This window comes from Streptomyces sp. NBC_00466 (genome assembly GCF_041433995.1).
Taxonomy (GTDB): Bacteria; Actinomycetota; Actinomycetes; order Streptomycetales; family Streptomycetaceae; genus Streptomyces.
The window spans coordinates 6,498,507-6,511,334 of sequence record NZ_CP107896.1; the positions used below are offsets into that span (position 1 = coordinate 6,498,507).

Consider the following 12,828-nt stretch of genomic DNA (forward strand, 5'->3'; position numbering starts at 1 on the left):
TGGCGGCATCGCCCCGGCACCGGTGGCCCCGGCCGCCCGGCGCGGTGTCAGTAGAGTTCGATGACGAGCTTGTCGGACGCGGCTCTGGAGACACACAGGGCGATCTGGGTGTCCGATGCCTTGTCGGCTGCGGACAGGCAGTTGTCGCGGTGCTCGGGCGTTCCCTCCAGGACTCCGGAGACGCATGAGCCGCAGATGCCTTCCTCGCAGGACTTGAAGACCTCTATCCCGTTCTCCTCCAGTACCGAGAGGATCGACCGGCCCGCGGGTACCTCCCACTCCTCGCCGGTGACCAGTCCGACGGTGAAGGGCTGGTCGCCACTGGTGTCGATCGCCGCCGCCGTGAAGTTCTCGACGTGGACGTGATCGGCGCCGACCCGGGGTGCGAACACGGCGGATACCTGGTCCATGAAACCCTGCGGCCCGCACGTGTAGACGTGTGATCCGGGCGTTGCCGCGGCGGCCGGCTCCGCCAGGACGGCGGGCTGTCCGGCACGGGGCACACCCGGTTTCATGTGGACCCGGTCCCGGAACTCCGCCCGGTTCTCCAGCAGTTCGGCGAAGCACGCTTCCTCGCGGCTGTGTGCGAAGTAGTACAGCTGGAACTCCGCGCCACGGCGGTGCAGTTCGTACGCCATGCTCAGCAGCGGCGTGATGCCGATGCCGCCTGCTACGAGAATGTGCTGGTCGGCGTCGTCCGCGAGCGTGAGCAGGTTGCGGGGCTCACCGACTTCGAGCAGATCTCCCACGGCGACATGGTGCAGGGCTTCGGAGCCGCCGCGTGACGGAGATTCCCGCTTCACCGCGATCAGCAGGGACGCCGGGTCGTCCGGCGGACCGCACAGGGAGTACTGGCGCAGCACACCCGTCGGGCCCCTCACGTCGATGTGTGCACCGGCCCGGTACGGGGTGAACGGCACGCCGTCCGCGCGGGCCAGGCGAAGGGAACGGATCCGCGGGGTCTCCGACGCGACGGCGGAGACCCGGACCCTGATGGTCACAGCAGGAACCCGGAAGCCGGCACAGCGTCCTCGCTGTCCACCAGGCGGACGACCTTCCGCGCGATCCGGTCACCGTGATCCGACAGCCGGACGCGATGGGTGACTTCCCCGGCCCACAGGTCGTGCCTGCCGCGCTTGTAGGCGACGAGGACCTGCGCCGAGCGCAGCGTCACCTCGTCGTCGCCGGCTTCCTCGACCACGAAGCGGGACACGGTGCGGACGGTGCGGGCGGAGTCGACCGCGGCTATCGCGTAGCCCTCCGTCATCCGGGTCACGCGCATCTGCCGCATGCGCGCGTCGTCGTAGACCATGTTGAGGCTGTTGGCGAAGTCCACGGTCCGCGCATCGATCGGGATGATGTACAGGCCGTCGGCGCTGTAGAGGTCCTGCCATTCCCCGTACTGCTTCCGGTCGAGGAGGTCGGCCTCGCGCCAGACCAGTTGGATCGCCCGGATCACCCGGGAATCGGTGAGTCCGGCCGCCGGGCCGACGGAGTTCAGGAGGGTCTCAGTCATCGCTCATCATCCGCTTCCACTTGTTGTAGGCCGCGCGCATGCCGGTCTCGTCGGTGACATGGGAGGTGGGCCAGCCCTCGGGGCTCGCGTTCTCGCGTGCCAGACCCCGGTTGACCAGGATCGGCATGTCGGGGGCGGCCTGTGCGCCGCGCTGGACCCGGTCCCAGCCCTCGGCGTCGTCAGGGGTGCCGAAGCCGAACGGGCCCTGGAAGTGCTCGTGGATGCGCAGACGTTCACGATTGACCGGGTCCACGGTCCCGGCCGGGCCGTCCGGTCCGATGGCCACGTGCTCGATGATGGTTTCGTCGGCGGAGACGGGGCGCAGCACGCGGAGGAACGAGTTCGACATCGACACGTTCGGGAAGAGGTTCAGGTTGAAGCCGGTGCCGTGCACGGCGCGCACCAGCTTGCGGATCGCGGCGTCGTCGAGGCCGGCTTCCCCGAGCTCCGTGACGAGAGTGGCGAAGCGGGCCTGGAGCGGCTCACTGCCGTCGTCGGCGTCGAGGTCGGAGTGCCCGGGCACCATCTGCATGACGCTGTGCCCGTTGCCCAGATCGTGGGTGACCGCGGACGGGTCGGTCATGAAGGACATCATGTCCGCTGTCTCCGCGTCGACCGAGGCCATCCAGGACCGGTGCACGATCGGGAAGTGGTACCCGTCGGTGGTGTTCTCCAGCTGGATCTTCCAGTTGCCCCGGAACTTGAACCGATGCGTGCCGAGGACCTTGACCGGGTAGCCGCCGCCCTGCTTCATGAAGCGGTCGATCCACACCAGCACATCGCCGAGGAAGTCCTCCAGCGGCTCGATGGAGTCGTCGAGGGTGGCGAACACCATGCCGCCGTACGATTCGGTGCGCAGCTTGCGCAGTGACAGCTCGCCTTTCTCCAGGACGCCTTCGTAGCCTTCCGGGTACGGGATGCCGCGGAGCTTGCCGTCCAGGCCGTAGGACCAGGCGTGGTAGGGGCAGGTGAAGCCGTTGGCGTGCCCGGTGCGCTTCTCGCACAGACTGGCGCCGCGGTGCCGGCAGCGGTTGAGCAGGGTGTTGATGGTGCCCTTGCGGTCCTTGGCCACGATGACCGGCTGCCGCCCCACGTACGTGGACTTGAAGCTGCCGGCCTTCGGCAGTTCGCTCTCGTGGGCGACCCAGACCCAGGTCCGCTCGAAGATCCTCGTCATCTCCAGCTCGAAGAGCTGGGGGTCGGTGTACATCCGTCCCGCGACACCGTCCTCGGTCACGAGGTCGCCCGGCGGCAGATCACGGACATTGTCCGGTGTGAAATCGACTGGCATGGGAGTGTTCTCCAGGTTCGGGGGAGAGGGCTCGGTCGCGGGGAGCGTGGTGCTCCTTCCCTGTCGGTGCACCTGACGCTAAGCAAGCGCCGACCCCCGGCCAATTGGGAAAGGCATCGCCAGGCATAGGGGATTTCTTCAGCCAGGGCCCGAACGGCGCTCGCGGCAACGTGCCGACCGCACCGACCGCGAGGGTGCGCGGACCGGCTTCGGAGTAGGGGAAATCCTCAACGGCGCCGGAGTAAGTCTCGATACCGCTCGCGGTGCACGGCGCTCTACCGTCGAGGCATCCGGGGATGCCCCGGAGCGCCCAGGTCCCGGCAGGAGGAACGGTGGCAGAGAAACTCACCCAGCTGACCCCGACGCAGAGGCTGTTCCGCGATGCGATGGCCAATCTCTCCGCAGGAGTCAATATCGTCACCACGGACGGTCCCGGCGGTCGTGCCGGGATCACCGTGAGCGCGGTGTGCTCCGTCACGGACACACCGCCCACCATGCTCGTCTGCGTCAACCGGTCGAGCCGCAGTCACGACGTCTTCCGCGCCAACGAACACCTCTGCATCAACGTGCTCGGAACGGAACACGAAGACGTCGCCATGGCGTTCGCGGGCCGAGTACCGGCGGAGCAGCGGTTCACCGTGACCGGCGACGTGTGGGACCACTCCCACGGGGTGCCGGTGCTGCGCCGATCCGCCGCGTCGATTCTCGGACGTGTCACCGGGACCGTGGAACGCGGTTCGCACACGGTGATGTTCGTCCAGGTGGACCAGGTCGTCCCCGGACAGGACGGCGAGGGCAGCCTCGTCTACTACCGGCGCCGGTTCCACCCCGTGCCCACGCCGATGAGCGCGTGACGGGCGGAACGTGATGGAGAAGGACGCCACGTGCATGACGCTCACCTGCTACACCGACACCTTCAACTACGGCTGGCGACACGTGGATCTCTTCACCCACGACGCGGCCGGCCGCGAGCTCGACTGGGTCCACTGGACCGTGCCCGCCGACGGCCCGGAAGCCGCCGACGAAGCGACTCGCAGGGTGGAGCCGACGCTGCGCCGCACCACCGGATGGCGCCACAGTGTGAGCGCGGCGGGCATGGACTACTGGGAGGCCGATGCGGAGTGGAACGAGCAATGAACCTGTACGCACCCTGGTCCCTGCGGGCACTGGTCAAGGACCTGGCCACCGGCGCCACCAGCCCCCAGGCAGCTCTCGACCGGGCGTGCGCCCGGATCGCGGCGACCGAGTCCGATCTCGCCGCGTGGGTCGTCCGGGACCCCACACCGGATCTGTGCACGTCCGGCGGCGTGCTGGGCGGCGTACCGCTCGGCGTCAAGGACATCATCGACGTCGCGGGACTTCCCACGCGGTGCGGTTCCGCGCTGCGGGCCGGCACCGCACCCGCCCGGGCCGACGCGTCGATCGTCCGGGCGTGGCGCCGGGCCGGAGCCGTCGTCCTCGGGAAGACCGTCACCACGGAATTCGCGTTCTTCGCCCCCGGCCCCACGGACAACCCTGCCGCGCCGGGGCACACGCCGGGGGGCTCCTCCAGCGGCTCGGCAGCGGCTGTCGCCGCCGGCCAGGTGCCCCTCGCCATCGGCTCGCAGACCGCGGGCTCCGTCACCCGCCCCGCCGCGTACTGCGGTGTGGCCTCCCTGGTGCTGACCCACGGCCGGCTCCCCCTCGACGGAGTGGTCGGGCTCAGTCCCAGCCTGGACAGTCACGGTGTCTACGCCGCGTCCGCCGCCGACCTCGCGCTCGCATGGACGGCGCTCGACGGCGGCAGCCCCGCAGTCCCGCCCGGACGTCCGCCGCGTCTGCTGCTGTGGTCGGCCGAACCGCTCGGCGTGGTCGACGGAGGAATGCGCCATGCCCTGGACACGCTCCGCAGGCAACTCACCGACGGTGGAGCCGTGGTGGACGACTTTCCCGAGGAACGTCTCGTCGCCGAGGTCACCGCGGCGCATCCCGTCGTCATGGCATACGAGGCGGCGCGTGAGCGCGCCGATGAGCTTGCCGCTGCCGACCGGCTCAGCGAACCCCTGGCCGGACTCCTCCGCTCCGGGGAGCGGACGGCGGATGCCGAGTACCAGGCCGCCAGGAAGATGGTGGAGACCGCACGTGCGCGCATCGCCGAACTCCTGACGTCGTACGACGCGATCGTGGGCCCCGCCGCGCCGGGTTCCGCCCCCGAGGGGCTGTCGGCCACCGGAGATCCCGTCCTGAGCCGTGCCTGGCAGGCATGGGGCCTTCCTGTCGTGGCCATCCCCGGGCTGCGTGACGCCGACGGGCTGCCGCTCGGCATCCAGGCCGTCGGCCGTGCACGGGACGAAGGCGGCCTGCTCGCCCACGCCGCGTGGATCGAACGCCGGCTGGCCTGACAGGAGCCGCCGGACCCCGCATCACACGAAGCCGTGCGCCGATTCATCAGAAGGAGATGAGCCATGACCGACCAGGAGACGATCGCCGAACTCGCGCGACGCGTCGGCACGCTGGAGGCCGAGGCCGACATCCGCAGACTCCAGGCCCGCTACATGTTCCTGTGCGACACGCCGTGCCCCGAGTACGGCGTGCACGACGACGCTCGGCGCATCGACTTGATCATGGAGCTGTACGCTGAGGACGCCGTCTGGGAAGGCGTGGGCGAGTACTACGACAACCAGTTCGGCCGAGCTGAGGGACACGCGGCCGTACGGCGTCATTTCGAGGCGTTCTGGGGGCGGAAGAAGGACCCGGACCTGGTGCTCAACGCCCACTATCTGGCGTCGGAACAGATCCACGTCACCGGTGGCACGGCCACCGGTCAATGGATCCACCTGCAACCGTGGCTCTACTCCGACGGCACCGCGCTGCTCCGCTCCAGCAGGCTCAACAACACCTTCCGGCGGGTGCACGGGGCTTGGCAGATCACCCGTACCCGGACGGAGAACGTCTTCATCGCACCGTTGACCAAGGACTTCGCCCAGGACTTTCCCTCGGCGTCGGCACTGATGCGACCCTGACCTGCGCCCTTTCGGGAAACACCGTTGACGGCTTTCCACACTCGCGAGTAGGCGTCCTATCGTCTCGGTCTCCGATATGCAAGACCTTTACTCGACGCATCTTCGGTGAAACATTGCGGAAACACCCAGCCGCCCGGAAGCGAGGAACCATGACCGCGACTGCGTTCACCCCGAACAGTGACGGGGGACGGTCCCGAGCGGGTGGTGCGGCACGTGAGCCGGCCGACCTCGTCTATGTTCTGGACGACGACCAGCAGCTGTGCCTGTCGCTCGCCTGGTTGCTGGAGTCGGTGAACATCAGCACGGCGTGCTACACCGACGCGGAGGCATTCCTCGACGCCTTCGACCCCGAGCGCCCCGCCTGCCTGGTGCTCGATGTCCGTATGCCGGGCACGGGCGGGTTCCGGGTGCAGGAACTGCTCAACTCCCAGGAGTCCGTGCTGCCCGTCGTCTTCGTGTCGGCGCACGGCGACATCGCCATGTCCGTCAGGGCGCTGCAGCAGGGGGCCGTCGACTTCCTGGAGAAGCCGTACGACCCCCAGCGCATGCTCGAAGTCGTGCAGGGAGCACTGCGAACGGCGAGCGAGCGCTATGCGCGGCGGGCCGGCCGCCGGGCCGTCGAGGAGAGACTCTCCCAGCTGAGCCCTCGCGAGGGCGAGATACTCCGGCGGGTCATCGCCGGAGAGCCGAGCAAGACGATCGCCAAGGCACTCGGCATCAGCCTCAAGACGGTGGACGCCCACCGGGCCAAGATCCGGGAGAAGACCTCGGCGGACACCCTGGGCTCCCTCATCGGCGACATGATGCGCTGCGGGCTCGACCAGTCCACGGTGTGACGACCCGTGCCGCACCCACACCGAACGGCGGGCCCCGCTCACGTGTCTCCCTTCGAGCCGGCGGACTCGGCGCTTCTGTTCGCCGCGATCGACCACTGTGTGCTCGTCCATGACGCGCAGACCAAGAACATCCTCTGGGCCAACCCGGCGGCCTGCACGGCGCTCGGCTTCACCCTCGACGAGCTGATCCCGCTGAAGGCCCCGGACATGAGCTCCGGGGCCCGCCCGTACCGGCGGGAAATCGGGCTGGCGTGGCTCCAGCGCGCTGTCGACGAGGGCGTCAGCACCGTGGAGTGGTGCTACCGGTCGAAGGACGGGCACGACATCTGGAGCGAGGCGCGCGCCGTGCGAGTGGACCTGGCGCGCGGGCCGGTCGTCATGGTCCAGTTCCGCGACATCGCGGAGGAGAAGGCCACGCGCCGGGACCTGAGCCGCACCGAGGGGCGGCTCCAGGCATTTCTGCGCAACCTCGACGAGGGCATCGTCGTACTCGACGACGGAGGGCGCGTGCTCTTCGCCAGTGAGTCCGCAGGCAACCTGCTCGGCCGTGAGCCGGCAGCCCTCGCGGCCGCCGACTTCGCAGCCTTCCTGGCACCGGACTCGGCGGCTGTGCTCCAGGAGCTGCTCGCCACTTCGGGGCGCGGAGGCCAACCCACCGATGCGCGCTACCGGTTGTCCGTATCAGGTGCGCAGGACACCCTCGACCGCTGGTTCGCGGTCCGCTGCCAGTACATCGACATCCAGCACGACCTCCGGGGTCTGCTGCTCCTCTTCCATGACATCACGGCCACGGTGCGCGCCGAGGAGGAGCACCGCCGTGATGCGCAGTACCTCAATCACCTGGCCCGGTACAACGCCATGGGCGACATGGCCATGGCCATCGCGCACGAGGTCAGCCAGCCCATCTCCGCCGCGCACAATTTCGTGGCAGGCGTGCGGAGCCGCCTCGACCGGGACGGATCGGCCGGCCCTCAGCTCAACTGGGGACTCGATGCGGCCACACGCCAACTGGATCGCGCCGCGCAGATACTCCAGAGCCTTCGCGCCTACGTCGTACGGCTCGAACAGTCGCAGCAGCGCGTCGACCTGAACGACATCATCGCCGACTGCGCCTATTTCATCGACGTACGCGCCCGCCAGCACGCGGTGTCCCTGCGCTGGGAACGAACGGACGATCCGCTCCCCGTGCACTGCGAGAAGGTCCTGATCGGTCAGGTCGTGATGAACCTGGCGTTCAACGCCATCGAGGAGATGTCCCGTTGGCGCGCCGAAGAACGGTCGGTGGAGATCAGAACGGGCCGGCACGGCGACTTCGCCGAGGTCTGTGTCGTGGATACGGGGAAAGGGCTGTCCGACCTGCACGTCGACCGGATCTTCGACGGAGCGTTCAGCTCGAAGGGCAATGGCCACGGAATCGGTCTCGCCCTCAGCCACCGCATCATCACCCGGCACGGCGGAGAGATCGAGGCCGCCGACAATACGCGCCGCGGGGCGACCTTCCGCTTCCGGCTGCCGCTGGCCGACACGGACCAGCAGTGATGGTGCGAATGGGGGAAATCCCCAACACGGCACGCCTGATTCCCAATTGAGCCGCGCGGCGACCGGGCATAGCTTACGGGTGAGGCGAAGCGAAGGAGTCGCCCCGGCCGTTGTCGGAGGATTTTTATGACGCATACGCTGGACAATGTCAGGCCATCGGCTGCTCCGGTGGAGAAGCCGAACGAAGAGATATTCGACAACCTCCTTGAATTGGTGGCGCAGCGGCGCGACGAATTCGACGAGAAGCGGCATGTTCCCCGGGATGTGATCTCCGAGTTCAAGAGGGCGGGGATCTACCGGGCGAGTGCACCACGCCGGTTCGGCGGTGAACCACTCCCTCCGGCCCGCTTTCTCCGGCTGATCGAGCGGATCTCCGCCGTCGACGCATCCGCGGGGTGGGTCGCGAGCTTCGGCTCGTCCTTGGTCTATCTTGCCGCGCTTCCCCTGGACACCCAGGCGGAGCTGTACGCGAACGGCCCCGATGTGGCCTTCGCAGGCGGGCTGTTCCCCGTCCAGCAGGCCGAGTCCGTCGCCGGCGGCCACAAGATCTCCGGGTGTTGGAAGTTCGCCAGCGGCTGCCTGGGTGCGGACGTGCTGGGTGTGGGGATCAAGACCGGTGAGGACCGGGGAGGCCCGCCACGCACGGCGGTGCTACGACGCGACCAGGTTCGGATCGTCGAGAACTGGAACGTCATCGGCATGCGGGGGACCGGCAGCCACGACCTGGCTGTCGACGGCGTGGTGGTCCCCGAGGAGTGGACGTTCGTCCGCGGCGGAACACCCACCGTCGATGAACCGCTCTACCGCTACCCGGCGGTTCCCTACGCCGCGCAGGTGCTGGCGGTGGTCGGCCTCGGCGTGGCCCGCGCAGCCCTCGACCAGGTGATCGCCGAGGGCGGGCGGGCAAGTTACACGGGTGGGCCCATGGCCGCCGACCGTGCCTCCTACCGCATCTCCGCCGGGCAGGCGGAGGCCCAACTCCGTTCGGTGCGTGCCTTCTTCTACGACACCACCGAGGAGGTGTGGCAGACCGTCGAGCGCGGCGACATCCCGACCCCGCAGCAGGCCAGCCTCCTGCGCCTTGCCTCGGCACACGTGGCCAAGACCTCCTTCGAGGTCGTCCGCTCCGCCTATCAGCTTGCCGGGATCCGAGCCATCGCCGACGGCAGCACCATGCAGCGCTATCTCAGGGATGCCTCAGTGGTGCCTCAGCACGCGTTCCTCCAGGAGGGCATGTACGACGGCGCAGGAGCTGTCCTCATGGGCGCCCAGCCCTTCCCCGGATACCTCTGACCTCCCCAGCCACTCGTCTCCCCGGCATCCCGACCCATCACCGCCCGGAAAGGCACGATCGACATGTCTGCCACCCCTGACGCCGCCCTGCGCGTTCTCTTCTGCATCGGCGTGAACCAGAACTTCTTCGACCTCCCGACAGGGCAGCACAAGACGGTGTGGGACGGCACCGTGAACATGCTCACGCAGTTGCACGAGATGCCCGGAGTCGACGTGCTCGGCACGATGGACGACGACCAGCACATGGTCGGTCCGTCCGATTCCTGGCCGTGGACCTGCTATGTACTCGCCGATGTCGCGGACCAGGCCACGGTCGCCGATGCCTGCAATCTCTTCCGCACCGTCCAGGTCGGTGAGTACGGACTGTGGCGCTATATGAAGATCGAGGCCCGCGTCGGCCGCCCGCTGCCGGACGTGACGCGATGAAGCCCGGGACAGCCGGCGCGAGTGCCGACGACCGCACCCGTCAGGTGGCGCTGGTCACCGGTGCGGCGGGCGGACTTGGCGGGTGCATCGCCACCCGCCTTCACGACCGTGGCTTCCGGGTCGCCCTGACCGATCTGGACGCCGGCGCGGCCGTCGCAGCGGCGTCCGCACTGGACCCCACGGGCGGGAGGGCCGTCGGACTGGGCCTTGACGTCCGCGACAAGGATGCCTTCCGCAGCGTGCTCGACCAGCTGGTCGAGCGGTGGGGCGCCGTTCACGTACTGGTGAACAACGCGGGACACTCCAAGGTCGAGGCGCTGATGGACATCACGCCGGAGAGCTTCTCCGGCGTGGTCGGCACGAACCTCAACGGCACGTTCTACGGATGCCAGGTGTTCGGCCACTACTTCGCCGAGCGCGGCTATGGACGCATCGTCAACATCGCTTCTCTCGCCGGCCAGAACGGTGGCACGGCGACGGGCGCGCACTATGCCGCGGCCAAGGGCGGCGTCGCCACCCTGACCAAGGTCTTCGCCCGCGACCTGAGCCCGAAGGGAGTGACGGTCAACGCCATTTCACCCGGCCCACAGGACCTTCCCGTCGTGCACCGGACCGTCGATCCGGAGAAACTGGCGCAGACCGAGGCCATGATTCCGGTGGGGCGACTGGGACGTCCGGAGTTCATCGCGGACATGGCCGTGCTGCTGTCATCGGAGCACGCGGACACGGTCACCGGCGCGTGCTGGGACGCCAACGGCGGCCTCTACATGCGGTGACGCACAACAGAGTTCATCCTCTGCGGCGCCGGCCTCGGCTCCGCCCTCAACGGCGCCGCCGTCCGGCCCTTCCCGACAGGACCGAAGGAGCCTCATGAAGATCGTCCGTGTGGAGGCCATCCCCTTCGCCATCCCGTACGCCAAGCCCTTGCGGTTCGCCAGCGGTGAAGTGCGCACCGCCGACCATGTGTTGGTCCGCGTGCACACCGACGAAGGCATCGTCGGAAGGGCCGAGGCGCCGCCGCGTCCGTACACCTACGGTGAGACCCAGGAGTCCATCGTCGTGGTCATCGACAAGATCTTCGCGTCGCAGATCCTGGGCCTGACGGCCCTGGAACGCGAAGTCGTGCACGAGCGCCTCGACCGGACCGTCGGCAACCCCGCGGCCAAGTCGGCCATCGACATGGCGTTGTGGGACATCGTCGGCCAAGCCGCGGGCATGCCGGTGTCGGGGCTGCTCGGCGGATATACCGACCGCATGAAGGTCTGCCACATGGTCGGATTCGCCCCCGCCGCGGAGATGGTCGCCGAGGCGGAGCGGATCCGCGACCTGCACGGCATCACCACGTTCAAGATCAAGGTCGGACGCCGGCCGTACGGTGACGATGTCGCGGCCTGCCGCGCACTGCGCGACACGCTGGGACCGGACGCCGACCTGTACGTCGACGGCAATCGAGGCTGGTCGCCCTCCGAGTCCGCGCGCGCACTGCGCGCGATGGACGACCTCGACCTGCTGTTCGCCGAAGAACTCTGCCCGGCGGACGACGTGCTGGGGCGGCGATGGCTCGTGGAACGCTGTCCCGTCCCGTTCATCGCGGATGAGAGCGTGACCCGCGCCGCCGAAGTGACCCGCGAACTGCTCGCGGGCTCGGCAACCGCCATCAGCATCAAGACCGCTCGCACCGGTTTCACCGCTTCCCAGCGCGTGCTGCACGAGTGCGAGGCGCTGGGTGTGGAGGTTGTGATGGGCAATCAGATCGACGGTCAGATCGGCACCTTGTGCACGGCTGCTTTCGGAGCCGCCCATCGCACCACCGCGCGCCACGCCGGGGAACTGTCGAACTTCCTCGACATGACCGACGACCTGCTGACCGAGCCACTGACCATCGAGGACGGCACGCTGCGCGTCCGGGACGGCCATGGACTCGGCATCGACATCGACCCGGAGAAGCTCGCCCGCTACCGGCGGGACCGCTGAACCGTCACTCCGCAACGACACGGACAGGGACGCATCGCCATGACACAGACCGACACGGACACGGCCACAGGCACAGGCACAGGCACAGGCACAGGCACAGGCACAGACACGGCCACAGCCACCGCCGCGGCCTCCGGAGCCGCCGCCACCGAGCAGTTCCGCGGCCGCCGGAGCAGCGGGACCCCGGGGGCCGACACCCAGCGGGTCGACACCCTGGTCACCGAACTGCTCACCGCCACCCACGACATCATCCGCCGCCACGAGGTGACGTACGAGGAGTACAACGCCCTCAAGGCATGGCTGATCCAGGTCGGCGAGGACGGCGAGTGGCCCCTGTTCCTGGACGTGTGGGTGGAGCACGTCGTCGAGGAAGTCGCCGGGAAGACCCGCGAGGGCAGCGAGGGGACCATCGAGGGGCCCTACTACGTGCCGGACGCTCCCGCGCTTCCCGCCGATGCGACCCTGCCCATGCGGAAGGACGAGGCGGGCATCCCGCTGCTCTTCCAGGGGCGGGTCACCAGTGTGGACGGGAGTCCTCTCAGTGCGGCCAGGGTGGAGATCTGGCAGGCCGACGGTGCCGGCTACTACTCGCAGTTCGCACCGAACCTCCCCCAGTGGAACCTGCGGGGCACGGTGATCGCCGACGAGTCCGGCTCCTTCAGGATCCACACCATCCAGCCCGCGCCTTACCGGATCCCGACCGACGGAGCCTGCGGCAGCCTCCTGACCGCGGCGGGCTGGCACCCCTGGCGCCCGGCTCACCTGCACCTGAAGGTGTCCGCCCCGGGGCACCAACTCGTCACCACACAGCTGTACTTCAGGGACGGCGAGTACGTCGACGACGACATCGCCTCCGCGGTCAAGCCCGCGCTGATCCTCGACCCGAAGCCCAGCGGCTCCGGCAACGACCACGAAGTCACCTACGACTTCGTCCTCGACAGGGCGTGATGC

Annotated in this window: 14 protein-coding genes; 11 read left to right on the forward strand and 3 right to left on the reverse strand. The window is 68.7% G+C overall.

Annotation, left to right across the window (positions count from 1 at the left end; genetic code table 11):
- Nucleotides 1-47: 47 nt before the first annotated feature.
- Genes OG210_RS29150 through OG210_RS29160 form a run of 3 tightly spaced genes read right to left on the reverse strand, consistent with a single transcriptional unit; the run spans nt 48 to nt 2,807 of the window.
- Complete coding sequence (locus tag OG210_RS29150; protein WP_371539488.1) at nt 48-1,001, reverse strand: 2Fe-2S iron-sulfur cluster-binding protein; 954 nt, start codon at nt 999-1,001, stop codon at nt 48-50.
- A complete protein-coding gene (locus OG210_RS29155; RefSeq protein WP_371539491.1) occupies nt 998-1,516 on the reverse strand; it encodes an aromatic-ring-hydroxylating dioxygenase subunit beta in 519 nt (172 codons plus the stop codon). The genes OG210_RS29150 and OG210_RS29155 overlap by 4 nt, the downstream gene beginning before the upstream one ends.
- A complete protein-coding gene (locus OG210_RS29160) occupies nt 1,509-2,807 on the reverse strand; it encodes a Rieske 2Fe-2S domain-containing protein (protein WP_371539494.1) in 1,299 nt (432 codons plus the stop codon). Before OG210_RS29160 ends, OG210_RS29155 begins: the two co-directional genes overlap by 8 nt.
- 332 nt (nt 2,808-3,139) lie before the next feature.
- Here OG210_RS29160 and OG210_RS29165 point away from each other — a divergent pair, with 332 nt between their 5' ends.
- From OG210_RS29165 to catA, 11 genes are all read left to right on the forward strand, one after another.
- Nucleotides 3,140-3,661, forward strand: coding sequence for a flavin reductase (locus tag OG210_RS29165; protein WP_371539497.1), 522 nt, complete (start codon nt 3,140-3,142; stop codon nt 3,659-3,661).
- A gap of 34 nt (nt 3,662-3,695) precedes the next feature.
- A complete protein-coding gene (locus OG210_RS29170; protein ID WP_328324182.1) occupies nt 3,696-3,944 on the forward strand; it encodes a hypothetical protein in 249 nt (82 codons plus the stop codon).
- Nucleotides 3,941-5,188 carry an amidase gene (locus tag OG210_RS29175; protein ID WP_328324180.1) on the forward strand — a complete coding sequence of 416 codons (1,248 nt, stop codon included), beginning with the start codon at nt 3,941-3,943 and terminating at the stop codon, nt 5,186-5,188. Before OG210_RS29170 ends, OG210_RS29175 begins: the two co-directional genes overlap by 4 nt.
- A gap of 63 nt (nt 5,189-5,251) precedes the next feature.
- Nucleotides 5,252-5,809 (forward strand): nuclear transport factor 2 family protein, encoded by a 558-nt coding sequence (locus OG210_RS29180; RefSeq protein ID WP_328324178.1) that lies wholly within the window; start codon nt 5,252-5,254, stop codon nt 5,807-5,809.
- 149 nt (nt 5,810-5,958) lie between these two features.
- Entirely contained in the window at nt 5,959-6,645 is a 687-nt protein-coding gene (locus tag OG210_RS29185; RefSeq protein ID WP_328324175.1) for a response regulator, read from the forward strand.
- Between the two features lie 42 nt (nt 6,646-6,687).
- Nucleotides 6,688-8,184, forward strand: a complete 1,497-nt coding sequence (locus OG210_RS29190) for an ATP-binding protein (RefSeq protein WP_371539500.1) — start codon at nt 6,688-6,690, stop codon at nt 8,182-8,184.
- A gap of 126 nt (nt 8,185-8,310) precedes the next feature.
- Nucleotides 8,311-9,477, forward strand: a complete 1,167-nt coding sequence (locus tag OG210_RS29195) for an acyl-CoA dehydrogenase family protein (RefSeq protein ID WP_371539503.1) — start codon at nt 8,311-8,313, stop codon at nt 9,475-9,477.
- 63 nt (nt 9,478-9,540) lie between these two features.
- On the forward strand, nt 9,541-9,903 hold the full coding sequence (locus tag OG210_RS29200) for a hypothetical protein (RefSeq protein ID WP_328324170.1): 363 nt from the start codon (nt 9,541-9,543) through the stop codon (nt 9,901-9,903).
- Nucleotides 9,900-10,679 carry an SDR family NAD(P)-dependent oxidoreductase gene (locus OG210_RS29205; RefSeq protein WP_328324168.1) on the forward strand — a complete coding sequence of 260 codons (780 nt, stop codon included), beginning with the start codon at nt 9,900-9,902 and terminating at the stop codon, nt 10,677-10,679. The genes OG210_RS29200 and OG210_RS29205 overlap by 4 nt, the downstream gene beginning before the upstream one ends.
- Before the next feature lie 94 nt (nt 10,680-10,773).
- A complete protein-coding gene (locus OG210_RS29210) occupies nt 10,774-11,877 on the forward strand; it encodes a mandelate racemase/muconate lactonizing enzyme family protein (RefSeq protein ID WP_371539505.1) in 1,104 nt (367 codons plus the stop codon).
- A 39-nt stretch (nt 11,878-11,916) separates the two neighbouring features.
- Complete coding sequence (catA, locus tag OG210_RS29215; RefSeq protein ID WP_371539508.1) at nt 11,917-12,825, forward strand: catechol 1,2-dioxygenase; 909 nt, start codon at nt 11,917-11,919, stop codon at nt 12,823-12,825.
- The last annotated feature ends 3 nt before the right edge of the window (nt 12,826-12,828 follow it).